The following is a 14,716-nucleotide window of genomic DNA, read 5'->3' as shown; positions in this document are numbered from 1 at the left end:
ACCGTGACCCTGCCGGAAGGCACCGAGATGGTGATGCCGGGCGACAACCTGAAGTTCGCAGTTGAGCTGATCGCGCCGATCGCGATGGAAGACGGCCTGCGCTTCGCCATCCGCGAAGGCGGCCGCACCGTCGGCGCCGGCGTTGTGTCCAAAATCATCGAGTAATCAGGCCTCCTGATTGCACGACGGAAAGGGCGCCCAAAGGGCGCCCTTTTTGCATGCGGGGACCCGGAAACCGCGCCGGAAAACGGCTGCGCCCGCCTTGGGCTGAAGGGAATGGCGGGGAGGCATTTGCTCCGCTCTGCTTTTGGGCAAAACGGGCTTGGCACATCGTGTTTTAGGAGCTTTTCATATGCGCTCTATTCTATTTTCCGCAATTGTTGCGTCTGCGTTGTCTGCTTGCAGCAGCGCTCCGGGAGCCAATCAGGTAGTATTGGACCATCCGCCGGGCGGCGCCTTCTCCGGCAAAGCGGGCTCTGGCTGGACGGATCAGGAGCTTCGCAGCAACGCCTTTGGCGTCCTGTGCGACGGCGGCCTGAAAGTGGTGGACCTGGAAATCGAACGGGATGCCAAGGGCAATGCCGCCTTCAACGGCAAGTGCGGCTAGGCTGCCCGTGGCGCTGCGCCTTTGGGGCTGGCCTGCCGGGCAATTTGCGCGCTTTAACCCTTTCTCAGAAATCCCAAACAAACCCCAAACGCACCGCTCTCCCCAAACGCAACCGTTTCGCCGCGAAACCCCTTGCCACATGGGGCCGCAGGGCGTATAGGGCGCAAGTTCGCTGATGCGAATAGGGGCGGGATGATTCCCGCCTTTTGGGTTCGATGAGGGATTGCGGTGAGCGCAGGCCCTCCTCTCAACCTCAACGCCTAGAATAAGGCTATACGATGCAAAGCCAAAACATCCGTATCCGGCTGAAGGCATTTGACTACCGCGTGCTGGATTCCAGCACCCAGGAAATCGTCAACACTGCCAAGCGGACCGGCGCCCAAGTGCGCGGCCCGATCCCGCTGCCGAACAAGATTGAGAAGTTCACCGTTCTGCGTGGCCCTCACATCGACAAGAAATCCCGCGACCAGTTCGAGATCCGCACCCACAAGCGTCTTCTCGACATCGTCGACCCGACTCCGCAGACCGTGGACGCGCTGATGAAGCTCGACCTGGCCGCCGGCGTTGACGTCGAAATCAAGCTGCAGTCGTAAGATCGGAGGGTATTAGATATGCGTTCCGGTATTATCGCAAAGAAAGTCGGCATGACCCGGCTGTTCATGGAAGACGGCAAGCAGATTCCTGTGACCGTTCTGTCGCTGGACGGCCTGCAGGTTGTTGCGCAGCGCACCGAGGAAAAAGACGGCTACACCGCCGTTCAGCTGGGTGCAGGCTCCGCCAAGGCAAAGCGTACTTCGCAAGCCATGCGCGGTGTCTTCGCAGCGGCCAAGGTTGAACCCAAGCGCAAGCTGGTCGAATTCCGCGTTCCCGCGGACGGCCTGATCGAAGTCGGCGCCGAAATCTCGGCCGAACACTTCCTGGCAGGCCAGAAAGTGGACGTGACCGGCACCTCGATCGGTAAAGGTTTCGCCGGTGCCATGAAGCGGCACAACTTCGGCGGCCTGCGCGCCTCGCACGGTGTGTCGATCTCGCACCGTTCGCACGGTTCGACCGGTCAGTGTCAGGACCCGGGCAAGGTCTTCAAAGGCAAGAAAATGGCCGGCCACATGGGCGCAGCCCGCGTGACCACCCAGAACCTGGAAGTGGTGAAAACCGACGCCGAGCGCGGCCTGGTCTTCATCAAGGGCGCCGTTCCGGGCCCGAAATCCGGCTGGGTTACCGTCAAGGATGCCGTGAAGAAGAAAGCCCCCGAGGGTCTGCCTTTCCCGGCCGCTCTGAAAACTGCGGAAGCTTCCGCGGAAGGTGGTGAAGCATGAAACTTGACGTGATCAAACTCGACGGCGGCAAGGCTGGCGACATCGAGCTGTCCGAAGACCTGTTCGGCCTGGAGCCGCGTGCGGACATCCTGCACCGTGTGGTCCGCTGGCAGCGCAACAATGCGCAGCAGGGCACCCACAAGGTGAAGACCCGCTCCGAGACCTCCTACTCGACCAAGAAGATCTACCGCCAGAAGGGCACCGGCGGCGCACGCCACGGTGACCGCAACGCGCCGATCTTCCGCAAGGGCGGCATCTACAAGGGCCCCGTTGTCCGGTCGCACGGCCACGAGCTGACCAAGAAGTTCCGCAAGCTGGGCCTGCGCCACGCGCTGTCCGCCAAAGCCAAAGCGGGCGAGCTGGTCATCATCGAGGACGCTGCTGCCGAAGGCAAGACCGCAGCTCTGGCCAAGCAGGTGAAAAACCTGGGCTGGAAGCGCGCGCTGATCATCGACGGCGCATCGGTCAACGAAGGCTTCCTGCAAGCGTCGCGCAACATCGAAGGTCTGGACATCCTGCCGACCATCGGTGCCAACGTCTATGACATCCTGAAGCGTGACACCCTGGTGATCACCAAGGCGGGTGTCGAAGCACTGGAGGCTCGTCTGAAATGAGCGTGAAGGCAGAACACTACGACGTGATCCGCAAGCCGATCATCACCGAGAAATCCACCATGGCGTCCGAGAACGGCGCAGTGGTGTTCGAGGTGGCAATCGACTCCAACAAGCCGCAGATCAAGGAAGCTGTCGAGGCTCTCTTTGGTGTGAAGGTGAAAGCGGTCAACACCACCGTCACCAAGGGTAAGGTGAAGCGTTTCCGCGGTCAGATCGGCCGCCGCAAGGACGTGAAAAAAGCCTATGTTACCCTGGAAGAAGGCAACACCATCGACGTGTCCACCGGACTCTGAGATTTGTGTCTTTGACAAGATTGAGAGGCCCTCGCGCAAGCGGGGGCCTTTTGCGTTGGGGCAGGGGGCTTGGGGCATGGCGGGGTCCTTGCGGAAGCTTTGCTCCGAGGTATAGCCGCTAGTGGTTAAGGTCAGGGGAGCCCTGCGTGCGGTGGGTGCGCAACAGGTGGCTTCCGATTGTTTCCTGGAAAGTCTTCAGGCCCCTGCATAAGCGGGGGCCTGCGCAAAATTTTTGAAAGAAACTCATGCCTTCATATGAGTTACTAGTTGCAGCAGTCAGAACTTGTCCGTGCAGGACTTGAGGGCGATTGCTTCTTGTGCGGACAACTGAGTGCCCGGCGGGTCAGTCCGCAATGACCTTTCTCCGGACGGGGAAGTGTCAACGATGAGCTTTGTCTTGAGGCCAGTTTCTGCGCGGCAGTGATCCAGGGCTTCTTGCGAAGGGATCGCAGTGGAGCCGCAAGCAGAGACCAGGCAAATGCCGGCAACTGCAGCGATTCGCAAAAACACTTTTGTCATTGTGTATCCTTTATGGTGTGTAGCGCGCCGGCTGGTTTAGCAAGTCGCTTTCAGGTTGTCACGGGCGCGGAATCAAGGCCGCAGGCCGCCGCGCCAGCGCCGTCCCGCCCCCATGGGGCGGCGCTTTGGCTGGTATTCTGCGTGTCGGCGAGGTCGTACGGGCTTGGCTGGGATAAAACTGCCAAGCGCCACGTTGAGAGCGCGCCCTCCCTCGGGACGGCGCTAGCGCGGTCTTTCAATTGAGGAATTAAGTTTGACGCCGCATCTTCTGACTGGATTTGAGTTGCACTGAAGAGCACCCCTAAAGGTTGCAAATCTCCGTGGGAAAGTTGAAGCTATATAGGCTCGTATCGTGCATTCGAGCACTGCAGATTTCTCTCAAGGCTATTAAGACAAATGCTGAAGTTAGTTTTGAAGTACCTTCTTATCACTTCCGGTGTGGCGGCCGTCGGACTCGGATTGGGGCTGATAGACGCAGTGGCAGTAGATGGAAGTTCTATGACGCTTATGGGCGTGCTTGGGATGCTTCTGTTCTTTTTCAGCCCAGCGGTTTCCGGGTTTTGGTTTTGGTATAAGCATAGGAAGGTGGCTGCTGCGGGCAGGAAAGCGGCTGAAGCAAAAGATCAAAAAGACCACTTAAGACGCCGTTTCTTGGAGCGGCAAAGACTGATAGATGCGATTGATCGCCACCGCTCTCCCCTAACCAGAAACTTGGAACGGGCACTCAAGAAGAACGACTATGGGGCGCTGGTAGCGGACACAACTGCGCAAGCCTTAGCCGAATTCTTCGCAAGTATTGATCTTGATCTTAGTATCATTGACGAGAGTGAGGCGTCTGACCTTGTTTTTGAGCAGTTGAACTTTCGCCGGAATGAGGACGCTGAAGTCGGGTTTGATTCTGGCAATCTGCCTTTTGATGGTCACTCTTTTGAAAAGTGGGTTGCCGAAGCCTTGATCGGATTCGGCTGGGAGGCTGAGGTGACCGCTGGATCAGGTGATCAAGGCATTGATGTAATTGCCATAAAGAACGGTAAAAAGATTGGTCTTCAATGTAAGCTCTATAGTAGCGCCGTAGGCAACAAAGCAGTGCAAGAAGCTCACTCCGGAAAAGTGTACTATGATGCGCATGAAGCTGGAGTTCTCTCCAATGCTAGCTATACAGCAAGTGCGAAGGATTTGGCAGAAGTTACTGGAGTGAAGCTGCTTTCACATCACGACATTCCTCACCTATATGAGAAGATGTTTGGTGCGCCTGCAGTCTCTTAGTTTTGGTTTGCGCTGAAATCCCTTTCCGCCCCTAGACTCCCCCAAACACCTCTGCTAAGTCGCACCAATCCTGCAGACCCCGGATTCGTTCCGGGGTCGTTACGTTTGTCAGGATGTTCGAACCTGGGGACCTTCGGGGCCCTATAACTCAGGCACCTACGGGGGCCTTAAACATAGCGGGTCCAAAGACAAGAACCTAAGGGCCTGCACGCTAAACGGAAGACAGAAAGCATGGCACTCAAGTCGTATAAGCCGACGACGCCGGGCCAGCGTGGGCTGGTTCTGATCGACCGTTCGGAGCTTTGGAAAGGGCGTCCGGTCAAATCTCTCACTGAGGGTCTGACCAAATCGGGCGGCCGGAACAACACCGGACGGATCACTGCACGCCGCCGTGGCGGCGGCGCAAAGCGCCTCTACCGGATCGTTGACTTCAAACGGAACAAATTTGATGTAGCGGCCACCGTTGAGCGGATCGAATACGACCCGAACCGGACCGCATTCATCGCGCTGATCAAATACGAAGACGGCGAGCAAGCCTACATCCTGGCGCCGCAGCGTCTGGCTGTCGGCGACAAGGTCGTCGCGTCTGCCAAGGCAGACATCAAGCCGGGCAACGCAATGCCGTTCTCGGGCATGCCGATCGGTACCATCGTTCACAACATCGAAATGAAGCCCGGCAAAGGCGGCCAGATCGCCCGTGCAGCCGGTACTTACGCTCAGTTCGTTGGCCGTGACGGCGGTTACGCTCAGATCCGCCTGTCCTCGGGCGAACTGCGCCTGGTGCGTCAGGAATGCATGGCCACCGTCGGTGCCGTGTCGAACCCGGACAACTCGAACCAGAACTTCGGTAAAGCCGGCCGTATGCGCCACAAGGGCAAGCGTCCCTCCGTGCGTGGTGTCGTCATGAACCCGATCGACCACCCCCACGGCGGTGGTGAAGGCCGGACCTCCGGTGGCCGCCACCCGGTGACCCCCTGGGGCAAACCGACCAAGGGCAAACGGACCCGCAACAAAAACAAGGCGTCGCAGAAGCTCATCGTCCGCTCGCGCCACGCCAAGAAGAAAGGCCGCTAATCCATGGCACGTTCCGTATGGAAAGGCCCCTTCGTTGATGCTTACGTCCTGAAAAAGGCCGAAGCAGCGCGTGAATCGGGCCGCAATGAAGTGATCAAGATCTGGTCGCGCCGTTCCACCATCTTGCCGCAGTTCGTCGGCCTGACCTTTGGTGTCTACAACGGCAAAAAGCACATCCCAGTCAACGTCTCGGAAGACATGATCGGTCAGAAGTTCGGTGAGTACTCGCCGACCCGCACCTATTATGGCCATGCCGCAGACAAAAAAGCGAAGCGGAAGTAAGTCATGGGCAAGGAAAAGAACCCCCGCCGCGTGGCAGACAACGAAGCAATGGCAAAACTGCGCATGCTCCGTACCTCCCCGCAGAAACTGAACCTGGTGGCTCAGATGATCCGCGGCAAGAAAGTCGAGAAGGCGCTGACCGACCTGACTTTCTCCAACAAGCGGATTGCGCAGGACGTGAAGAAATGCCTTCAGTCCGCGATTGCGAACGCTGAGAACAACCACAACCTGGACGTCGATGAACTGATCGTCGCCGAGGCATGGGTTGGCAAGAACCTGACCATGAAGCGCGGCCGTCCGCGGGCTCGTGGCCGGTTCGGCAAAATCCTGAAGCCGTTCGCGGAGATCACCATCAAGGTGCGTCAAGTTGAGGAGCAAGCCTAATGGGTCAGAAAGTCAATCCGATCGGCATGCGCCTGCAGGTGAACCGCACCTGGGACAGCCGCTGGTACGCCGACACCAAAGACTATGGTGATCTGCTGCTCGAGGACATCAAAATCCGCGAGTTCATCAAGGAAGAGTGCAAGCAGGCTGGCATTGCGCGCGTGATCATCGAACGCCCGCACAAGAAATGCCGCGTGACCATTCACACCGCCCGTCCGGGCGTCATCATCGGCAAGAAAGGCGCGGACATCGAAGTCCTGCGCAAGAAAATTGCCAAGATGACCGACTCCGAGCTGCACCTCAACATCGTTGAAGTGCGCAAGCCGGAACTGGATGCTCAGCTGGTTGGCGAGTCCATCGCCCAGCAGCTGGAGCGCCGTGTGTCCTTCCGCCGTGCCATGAAACGGGCCGTGCAGAACGCCATGCGCATGGGCGCCCTGGGTATCCGGGTGAACGTCGCTGGCCGTCTGGGCGGTGCGGAAATCGCGCGTACCGAATGGTACCGTGAAGGCCGCGTGCCGCTGCACACCCTGCGTGCCGACATCGATTACGCACACTCCGAAGCGATGACCCCCTACGGGATCATCGGGATCAAGGTCTGGATCTTCAAAGGCGAGATCATGGAGCACGATCCTTCGGCGCGTGACCGTAAAGCACAAGAAATCCAGGACGGCCCTGCACCCCGTGGTGCCGGTGGCGGCCGTCGCTAAGGAGGATTTGAGATGCTTCAGCCAAAGCGCACTAAATTCCGCAAGATGCATAAGGGCCGGATCCACGGCCTGGCAAAAGGCGGCTCCGACCTGAACTTCGGCACCTATGGCCTGAAGGCAACCACCCCTGAGCGTGTGACTGCACGCCAGATCGAGGCTGCCCGCCGTGCCATGACCCGCCACATGAAGCGTCAGGGCCGTGTTTGGATCCGTATCTTCCCGGACACTCCGGTGACCTCGAAGCCGACCGAAGTCCGTATGGGTAAAGGTAAAGGTTCCGTGGACTACTGGGCAGCCAAGGTTAAGCCTGGCCGCGTGATGTTTGAGATCGACGGCGTCAGCGATGAAGTCGCCCGCGAGGCCCTGCGCCTGGCGGCGATGAAGCTGCCGGTCAAGACCCGCGTCGTGGTCCGCGAAGACTGGTAAGTTTCACGACTGCCATGAAATGAAAGCCCCCGCCGGGAGACCGGCGGGGGTTTTTCTGTTGAGTCAGCTGTATCAGCCAAGGGGCGGCCAAGCCTGCCGCGCGGGTTTGGCTGCTCCACTCCCCACTTGCCGTTGAGCCTCGCCTGATGCACACTTGCTGGCGGGGAGGGATGTCTGTTTCACCGCGGGCCGATTGGCAAGCGGGCCAGCGCGGTGCCATGCTTTGGGAGGAGTGTGTCATGACATCCAAGACCGCAGGGTCCACACCGCCGGACAAACTGAAACCGCCGCCGCAGTTTGTGCCTGAGGTCAATAAGGTGACCGCGGGCGATATCGCCGCGTCGCTGAAGGCCGGGGTGTCCGACTTCCGCGCGCACCCTTTCATGAGCGGATTCTTCGGCCTGTTCTATGCGGTTTTCGGGATCCTGTTTGTCTGGTGCCTGGTCTGGCTCGGCGCGATCTGGATGATCATTCCCGCCGCTGTGGGCTTTCCGCTGGTCGCGCCATTCGCCGCCGCCGGGCTGTATGAAATGTCCCGCCGGCTGCAAAAGGGAGAGCGCTTCGGCTGGTCCGATATCCTCACCGTGGTGGCCGATCAGCGTAAGCGCGAACTGGGCTGGATGGCTTTTGTCACCCTGTTCATTTTCTGGGTGTGGATTTACCAGATCCGGCTTTGGCTGGCGATCATCCTCAAGGATGCGTCCTTCTCGGATTTTGACGGTTTTCTGAGCACCGTATTCTTCACGCCGCAGGGCTGGACCTTCCTTGCAATTGGCACCTGTGTAGGCGCCTTTTTGTCGGTTGTTCTGTTCTCGTTGACCGTCATCGCCATGCCGATGCTGATGGACCGGGAAACCAATTTCGTGTCCGCGATGCTGACGTCCCTTCGCGTTGTCTCGGAAAGCCCGGTGGTCATGCTCGCCTGGGCGGCGATCATCTCGGCGGCTATGCTGGTGTCGCTGGTTCCGGCGTTTCTGGGCCTGATCTTCACCTTGCCGGTCCTTGGCCACACCACATGGCATCTTTATCAGCGGGCCGTGCCGCCGGTGCAGGGGGGATCTGTCCAGCCATCACCTTGACACCTGCGTGCGTTCTTCGTCCGCAGGGAAGCGACGCGCAATCCTCAGGCGGTTGCGGGGCAAGCCCGCGGGCGTAGCGGATTGAGCAATGGCGGCAACGAAATCACCGGCGGCACGGGGCGAGCCGTTATGGGGCCGGACGGGGAGGCAACCCGGTCTGTTTGCGGACTGCGGCCGAGGCCGTGGTCAGCTCCGCCCCGGGATTGCCTGCCAGCCCCTTGCGCGGGCCCCTATGCCGCTTGCGCGACGGTAGCCTGCACCGGGGCCGCAGGCGCAGCCGCCGCGGGCTCCAGCCGGAAGCCGGAGATCGCCCTGGTCAGGTTGCCCGCCTCGTCGCGCAGCATCTGGCCGGCTGCTGCGGTTTCCTCCAGCATGGCGGCGCTGCGCTGGGAATCCTTGTCCAGCGCCTCAATCGCCACATTCACCTCGGAAATGCCGTTCGCCTGTTCGGTTGCGTTTTCGGCGATTTCGTTCACCTTTTCCGCGGCCTGGGTGACCGTCTGATGGATTGCGGCCAGCGCCTCGCCGGCCTCATCGACCAGCTCCACGCCGCCAGTGACTTCGCTCTGGCTGCTGTTGATCAGCGTGCTGATCTCATTGGCCGCCTCGGAAGAGCGCTGCGCCAGCGCCCGCACTTCTGAGGCGACAACCGCAAATCCGCGCCCGGCTTCGCCCGCGCGCGCGGCCTCCACCCCGGCGTTCAGCGCCAGCAGGTTGGTCTGGAATGCCACATCGTCGATCAGGCCGGTGATTTTGGAGATCGCGTCCGAGGAGTCCTTGATCCGCTGCATGGCAGAGACGGTTTTTTCCGCGACCTCGCGGGTGGCTTCCGCCTTGGTCTGGGCGTCGTTGACGAACTGCCGGGCGTCCTGGGCGCTGGCGGCGGTGTCGTGGACCGTGTCGCGGACCGTTTGCAGCGCCGCTGCGGTTTGCTCCAGCGCCGCGGCGGAGGATTCGCCGCGCTGCGAGGCATCGGCGACCGCCGCGGCGATCTCCTGCGAGGTGTCGTTCAGCATTTTTCCGCTGCCTGCCAGTTGCTGGACCACTGTTTCAAGACTGCCGGCCAGGTTGTCGATGGCCCCGGCGATATCCTTGAATACGCCCTTTTGCCCTGCGGGCATCCGCTGTGTCAGATCGCCCTCGGCGATTGCGTCCAGCACCTTCAGCACATCGCCCAGGCCCTTCTCGGCCACTTCGCCGATTGTGTTCACGCCCTGGCCCAGGCCGCTGTCCCGGCTGTCATCGCCGCCGGTTGCGATGCGGCGCGAGAAATCGCCCTCTCCGCAGGCCGCGATGACTTCGGTGACTTCCCTGGTCAGCTGCTGCTTGGCGGCCTCCGCCTCGCGGAACGCGCCGACCGCACTGGCAATTGCGGCAGTCTCGCGGATTCCGGTTTTCGGGATGGCCGGGCTGAAGTCGTTCTGCATCATCTTTTTCAGCACGGTGTCGGTCTGCTTAAGCGGCCGGGCAATGCTGCGGGCCAGAAGCAGGGCCACCGCCACGAACAGGATAGAGCCGCCGATGCCCGCCCGAAGCGCGTTGGTCTGAGCCCCGGCGCTGACTGCCTCGCCTTGGGCCCAGACCTGCGCAAGCAGGGCGCGCACCTCGTCATGGACCGCGGCCAGCAGCGGCTCGGCGCCGGCATAATGGCCGGACACCTGCTTGCGTAGCTGCTGTTCCTTCAGCGACTCTTCCACATAGGCGGCAAAGGACTTCTGGTAGGCCTCCATCAGTCCCAGGATCTCCTTCTGCCGGGCGGTGCTGCCGTAAAAGCTGTCCGGGAAAGCGCGGAACTCCTCCACCCGTGCGTTCAGCCGGTCCAGGTATTTCGGCGCCTTACGCATGATAAAGTCCTTCTCATGCCGCCGCATCATCAGCATTTTCACTTGCATGACCGGCTGATCCAGGGATTTCAGGGTGGCTTCGGCATTCTTGACCGCCGTGCGCAACTGCCCCTCCAGGCCGCTGTTTTCATCCAGGCCCAGCCGCTTGTTGCTGCTGGCAAGGGCGGCAAAGCTTGCCTCATAGGCGTCAATCGCGGCGCCGATTTCCTTGAGCTGCGGGCCTGTGCCGGACAGTTCCGCCACCTCCGGCATCCGGCGGACGAGAGAGCCGTAGGTCGCCTGTATCCGGGTCATGGTTGCGGCGTGGCGGGACAGGTATTTGTCATCGCGGCGCAGCAGGAAATCCTTTTCGGCGCGCCGGGCCATCAGGAACTCAAGCTCGATTTTATCGAGGCCAAGGTAGATCTCCTCGATTTCGGCAACGCGCCGCTGCATGTCGTCGCGCACGCCGTGCGAATACAGAAGAAGGCTGATCAGGGCGGCCATCAGACCCCCGGCCAGAACAATGATGGAAAGAATTGCCGTGCTGACGGTGAGTTTTGCTTTCATGTGACCTGGACCATTTCACTGAGACATCTAGTTGGTGTTGTTTTGGTCCAAAATGGACAGCATTCGTTAAATCAGCGTGAGCTTACCGAGGGTAAATTGAACTATTCCAACATGCTGGCGGCGCTGCACGCCAGGGGCGAAACCGGTTGCCGCCCCGCCGCAGGCTCTCGCGCTTGGCTGCGGACTGCGGTAAGACGCAGCCATGGCCCAGATTGAATCGCTCTTTGTGACCCGCCTCTACCGCGCGCAGCTGTCCGAATTCGGACCCAAGGTTGATGCGCAGGAACTGGAAAACTCCTGCCTTGTCATCGCCGGCGATGATGATGCCGGGCAGGATTGGTGCGAGGAGAACGGTTACCCGGGCTATACCTCCTATGCCTCCCTGACCGATCTGCCATGGCGGTTCCCGATCTTTGCCGATCTGGTGAAATCGCTGGACAGCCATGTCGCGGCTTTTGCCAAGGATCTGGAGTTTGATCTGGACGGGCGCAAGCTGAAGCTGGAGGACCTGTGGATCAACATCCTGCCCGAGGGCGGCACCCACTCCAGCCACCTGCATCCGCATTCGGTGATTTCCGGCACCACCTATGTGTCGATGCCGGACGGTGCCTCCGCGCTCAAGCTGGAGGATCCGCGCTCTGCCCGGATGATGGCGGCGCCAACCCGCACCAAGGACGCACGGCGCGAGCTGCAGCCGTTCATCTACATGAAGCCGGACGTTGGCGATGTGCTGCTGTGGGAAAGCTGGCTGCGCCACGAAGTGCCTATGAACATGGCCGAGGACGAGCGGATCTCGGTCAGCTTCAATTACAAGTGGGAGTGAGCCCGCGCGCCGCGCCCGCTAAGGGCGTTTGTCTGACACAAACCGACTGGAACCCCTAATGCATCCCAAGATTCGAAGCGCGCTTCATGCAATCGGCCTCCACGTAAGCAGTGCGTCCAAGTACAAGGGCCTGCAGAACCAGCTGGAGGAAAGCCGCCGCAAGGCGGCTGAGGGGGACGCCTTCCGGGATTTCCTGCTCGCCAATCTCAACGGCGCCAGCGCCGGTTGGCAGTCCCAGGCAAGCCAGGACGTATTCGCTCTGGTCGCCAATGGCTTCAAGCGGGGCGGGTATTTCGTCGAGTTCGGGGCCACCAACGGCAAATCCATCAGCAACACCTATGTGCTGGAAAAGGAGTTCGGCTGGACCGGCATCGTGGCCGAGCCCGCAAAGTGCTGGCACGAGGACCTGCGCCGCAACCGCTCCTGCGAGGTTGAGTTCGATTGCGTCTGGAAGGAAACCGGGGCGGAGCTGGAATTCAAGGAGACCGGCGCGGCGGAGCTGTCGACGATCTCGGATTTCAGCGAAGCGGACCTGCACTCAAGAAGCCGGCGCAAGGCGATAAGCTATCCGGTCAAAACCGTTTCGCTGCTGGATATGCTCGACCGGCACGGCGCCCCGCGGGAGATTGATTTCCTGTCGGTTGATACCGAGGGCAGCGAACTGGATATTCTGAAGGCGTTCGATTTCAGCAAATACCGGTTCAATGCCATTACGGTGGAGCACAATTACACCGAGCAGAGGGCGGAGATCAGGGCGCTGCTGGAGCAGAACGGCTACAGGAACGTCGCTGCCGGGGCGTCCGGCTATGACGACTGGTTCGTGCCTCAGGACAGCCCGGTCAAGGCCGGCTGACCGGCCAGGGCCGAGGCCGGCTGAGCCTGCAACCGGCACGCGGCGCCCGCCTGGCCGGGCAGGGGCGCCGGACTGCGCCGGCTGCCCTGGTGCGGCGGCCAATCTTTCCCTTGCCCCCGCACCCGGTCTCCATTATAGGGACCCATCGCTTGTCCCCAATCCGCGTTGGATCCGGGCCAAGTGATTCTTTTTTCCGCGCTTTCCGGCGCGGTTTGACATAACCCACCAGGTAAAAAGGTGACCCGTCAGGGGCCTTCTGGTGCTTTGGACAAGGAACAAAGGCGATGAACGCCAATGATCTGCGCGAGAAGACCGTGGATGAACTCCGCGATATGCTCGCATCCCTGAAAAAAGAGAGCTTCAACCTGCGCTTTCAGCAGGCGACCGGTCAGCTGGAAAACACTGCCGGCATCAAAGCGGCCCGCCGCAATGCTGCCAAAGTGAAGACCATCCTGAACGAAAAAGCTGCAGCAGCAGCCGAATAAGGAGCGACACAATGCCCAAACGTATCCTGCAAGGCGTTGTGACCAGCGACGCAAACGCCCAGACCGTCACCGTCTCGGTTGAACGCCGCTTCACGCACCCGGTTCTGAAGAAAACCATCCGTAAGTCCAAGAAGTACCGGGCTCACGATGAAAAGAACGCTTTCAAGGTCGGCGACACCGTACGCATCATCGAATGCGCGCCGAAATCGAAAACGAAACGCTGGGAAGTTCTGGAAGCCTAAGAGTCTCATCCGAGACTCCTGGCGACTGGGCTGAACAGCAAAGTCGAAACCCTGGGGGATCACAGCACGCATCGCTGCCCCAAAGGTCGGGAGAAACCACATGATCCAGATGCAAACAAATCTGGATGTAGCTGACAACTCCGGCGCCCGCCGAGTTCAGTGCATCAAGGTTCTGGGTGGCTCCAAGCGTAAATACGCATCCGTAGGCGACATCATCGTCGTCTCGGTCAAGGAAGCCATCCCGCGCGGCCGCGTGAAAAAAGGCGACGTCCGTAAGGCCGTTGTCGTGCGCACCGCCAAAGAAGTCCGCCGCGAAGACGGCACCGCGATCCGTTTTGACCGGAACGCAGCCGTTATCCTGAACAACAACAACGAGCCGGTCGGTACCCGTATCTTTGGCCCGGTTGTTCGTGAACTGCGCGCGAAGAACTTCATGAAGATCATCTCGCTGGCTCCGGAGGTGCTGTAATCATGGCTGCTAAACTCCGTAAAGGCGACAAGGTCGTCGTGCTGGCCGGCAAGGACAAGGGCAAAGAAGGCACCATCGCCTCCGTTGACCCGAAGGCCGGCAAAGCCGTTGTCGAAGGCGTGAACATGGCGATCCGCCACACTCGCCAGACCCAAAACAGCCAGGGCGGCCGTCTGCCCAAGGCACTGCCGATCGACCTGTCGAACCTGGCACTGCTGGACAGCAACGGCAAAGCAACCCGTGTCGGCTTCCGCGAGGAAGACGGTAAGAAGGTGCGCTTCGCCAAGACCACCGGGGAGACTGTCTGATGCTTGACGCTGCAACCTACACCCCGCGCCTGAAGACCCTCTACAAAGAGACCATCCGTGGCGCTCTGAAAGAGGAATTCGGCTACAAGAACGACATGATGCTCCCCAAGCTGGAGAAAATCGTTCTGAACATCGGCTGCGGCCGCGCGGCTGTCAAAGACAGCAAGAAAGCCAAATCCGCTCAGGCCGACCTGACCCTCATCGCGGGCCAGAAAGCTCTGACCACCGTGGCAAAGAACTCCATCGCCGGCTTCCGCGTTCGCGAAGGCATGCCGATGGGTGCCAAGGTGACCCTGCGCGGCGACCGGATGTACGAATTCCTGGATCGTCTGATCACCATTGCGATGCCCCGTATCCGCGACTTCCGCGGCGTTTCGGGCACCTCGTTTGACGGCCGCGGCAACTATGCCATGGGCCTGAAAGAGCACATCGTGTTCCCGGAAATCGATTTCGACAAAATCGATGAGCCCTGGGGCATGGACATCGTGATCGCCACCACCGCGAAAACCGACGCGGAAGCAAAGGCGCTGTTGAAAGCTTTCAACATGCCCTTCAACAGCTAAGCGCGGGAAG

At 60.3% G+C, this 14,716-nt stretch carries 21 protein-coding genes; 20 read left to right on the top strand and 1 reads right to left on the bottom strand.

What is annotated here, in order from left to right:
- The 13 genes from ACTRWG_RS14665 to ACTRWG_RS14605 all read left to right on the top strand — a co-directional run.
- A partial coding sequence (locus ACTRWG_RS14665) for an EF-Tu C-terminal domain-related protein (protein WP_462829499.1) occupies positions 1–165 on the top strand: 165 nt, incomplete at its 5' end.
- 268 nt (positions 166–433) lie between these two features.
- The gene (locus tag ACTRWG_RS14660; RefSeq protein ID WP_462829497.1) at positions 434–607 is read left to right on the top strand and encodes a hypothetical protein; all 174 of its coding nucleotides are present in this window, start codon (positions 434–436) and stop codon (positions 605–607) included.
- Positions 608–885: 278 nt separating this feature from the next.
- Complete coding sequence (gene rpsJ, locus ACTRWG_RS14655) at positions 886–1,200, top strand: 30S ribosomal protein S10 (protein WP_027235549.1); 315 nt, start codon at positions 886–888, stop codon at positions 1,198–1,200.
- Between the two features lie 18 nt (positions 1,201–1,218).
- Positions 1,219–1,923 (top strand): 50S ribosomal protein L3, encoded by a 705-nt coding sequence (gene rplC / locus ACTRWG_RS14650; RefSeq protein ID WP_027235548.1) that lies wholly within the window; start codon positions 1,219–1,221, stop codon positions 1,921–1,923.
- A complete protein-coding gene (gene rplD / locus ACTRWG_RS14645; RefSeq protein WP_008553333.1) occupies positions 1,920–2,537 on the top strand; it encodes a 50S ribosomal protein L4 in 618 nt (205 codons plus the stop codon). Before rplC ends, rplD begins: the two co-directional genes overlap by 4 nt.
- The gene (locus ACTRWG_RS14640; protein ID WP_027235547.1) at positions 2,534–2,830 is read left to right on the top strand and encodes a 50S ribosomal protein L23; all 297 of its coding nucleotides are present in this window, start codon (positions 2,534–2,536) and stop codon (positions 2,828–2,830) included. Before rplD ends, ACTRWG_RS14640 begins: the two co-directional genes overlap by 4 nt.
- A 915-nt stretch (positions 2,831–3,745) precedes the next feature.
- The gene (locus ACTRWG_RS14635; RefSeq protein ID WP_462829495.1) at positions 3,746–4,615 is read left to right on the top strand and encodes a restriction endonuclease; all 870 of its coding nucleotides are present in this window, start codon (positions 3,746–3,748) and stop codon (positions 4,613–4,615) included.
- A gap of 231 nt (positions 4,616–4,846) precedes the next feature.
- Complete coding sequence (rplB, locus tag ACTRWG_RS14630) at positions 4,847–5,689, top strand: 50S ribosomal protein L2 (protein WP_019297986.1); 843 nt, start codon at positions 4,847–4,849, stop codon at positions 5,687–5,689.
- Positions 5,690–5,692: 3 nt separating this feature from the next.
- On the top strand, positions 5,693–5,971 hold the full coding sequence (gene rpsS / locus ACTRWG_RS14625; protein ID WP_024088539.1) for a 30S ribosomal protein S19: 279 nt from the start codon (positions 5,693–5,695) through the stop codon (positions 5,969–5,971).
- 3 nt (positions 5,972–5,974) lie between these two features.
- Positions 5,975–6,355, top strand: a complete 381-nt coding sequence (gene rplV / locus ACTRWG_RS14620; RefSeq protein WP_008557868.1) for a 50S ribosomal protein L22 — start codon at positions 5,975–5,977, stop codon at positions 6,353–6,355.
- Entirely contained in the window at positions 6,355–7,065 is a 711-nt protein-coding gene (gene rpsC / locus ACTRWG_RS14615) for a 30S ribosomal protein S3 (protein WP_027235543.1), read from the top strand. Before rplV ends, rpsC begins: the two co-directional genes overlap by 1 nt.
- A 12-nt stretch (positions 7,066–7,077) precedes the next feature.
- The gene (gene rplP / locus ACTRWG_RS14610) at positions 7,078–7,491 is read left to right on the top strand and encodes a 50S ribosomal protein L16 (protein WP_027235542.1); all 414 of its coding nucleotides are present in this window, start codon (positions 7,078–7,080) and stop codon (positions 7,489–7,491) included.
- 239 nt (positions 7,492–7,730) lie between these two features.
- Positions 7,731–8,570 carry a DUF2189 domain-containing protein gene (locus tag ACTRWG_RS14605; RefSeq protein WP_027235541.1) on the top strand — a complete coding sequence of 280 codons (840 nt, stop codon included), beginning with the start codon at positions 7,731–7,733 and terminating at the stop codon, positions 8,568–8,570.
- 230 nt (positions 8,571–8,800) lie between these two features.
- On the opposite strand, the gene ACTRWG_RS14600 is transcribed toward ACTRWG_RS14605, so the two are convergent.
- A complete protein-coding gene (locus ACTRWG_RS14600; RefSeq protein WP_027235540.1) occupies positions 8,801–10,963 on the bottom strand; it encodes a methyl-accepting chemotaxis protein in 2,163 nt (720 codons plus the stop codon).
- Between the two features lie 202 nt (positions 10,964–11,165).
- Between ACTRWG_RS14600 and ACTRWG_RS14595 the strand changes: the two genes are divergently transcribed.
- The 7 genes from ACTRWG_RS14595 to rplE all read left to right on the top strand — a co-directional run bounded on the left by ACTRWG_RS14595 (position 11,166) and on the right by rplE (position 14,706).
- Positions 11,166–11,786 (top strand): 2OG-Fe(II) oxygenase family protein, encoded by a 621-nt coding sequence (locus ACTRWG_RS14595; RefSeq protein WP_462829494.1) that lies wholly within the window; start codon positions 11,166–11,168, stop codon positions 11,784–11,786.
- Between the two features lie 58 nt (positions 11,787–11,844).
- Positions 11,845–12,639: an FkbM family methyltransferase gene (locus tag ACTRWG_RS14590; RefSeq protein WP_462829493.1), complete on the top strand. Its 795-nt coding sequence runs from the start codon at positions 11,845–11,847 to the stop codon at positions 12,637–12,639.
- Between the two features lie 284 nt (positions 12,640–12,923).
- Positions 12,924–13,124, top strand: a complete 201-nt coding sequence (rpmC, locus tag ACTRWG_RS14585) for a 50S ribosomal protein L29 (RefSeq protein ID WP_008554543.1) — start codon at positions 12,924–12,926, stop codon at positions 13,122–13,124.
- A gap of 11 nt (positions 13,125–13,135) precedes the next feature.
- Positions 13,136–13,366 carry a 30S ribosomal protein S17 gene (rpsQ, locus tag ACTRWG_RS14580; protein WP_008555996.1) on the top strand — a complete coding sequence of 77 codons (231 nt, stop codon included), beginning with the start codon at positions 13,136–13,138 and terminating at the stop codon, positions 13,364–13,366.
- Positions 13,367–13,466: 100 nt separating this feature from the next.
- Positions 13,467–13,835, top strand: coding sequence for a 50S ribosomal protein L14 (gene rplN, locus ACTRWG_RS14575; RefSeq protein WP_005621870.1), 369 nt, complete (start codon positions 13,467–13,469; stop codon positions 13,833–13,835).
- Between the two features lie 2 nt (positions 13,836–13,837).
- A complete protein-coding gene (gene rplX / locus ACTRWG_RS14570; protein WP_027235538.1) occupies positions 13,838–14,143 on the top strand; it encodes a 50S ribosomal protein L24 in 306 nt (101 codons plus the stop codon).
- Positions 14,143–14,706, top strand: a complete 564-nt coding sequence (gene rplE, locus ACTRWG_RS14565) for a 50S ribosomal protein L5 (protein ID WP_036797266.1) — start codon at positions 14,143–14,145, stop codon at positions 14,704–14,706. Before rplX ends, rplE begins: the two co-directional genes overlap by 1 nt.
- The last annotated feature ends 10 nt before the right edge of the window (positions 14,707–14,716 follow it).

The organism is Leisingera sp. G5_S3_59_S7, from assembly GCF_054968485.1.
This window is presented reverse-complemented; position numbering and strand designations above follow the sequence as displayed.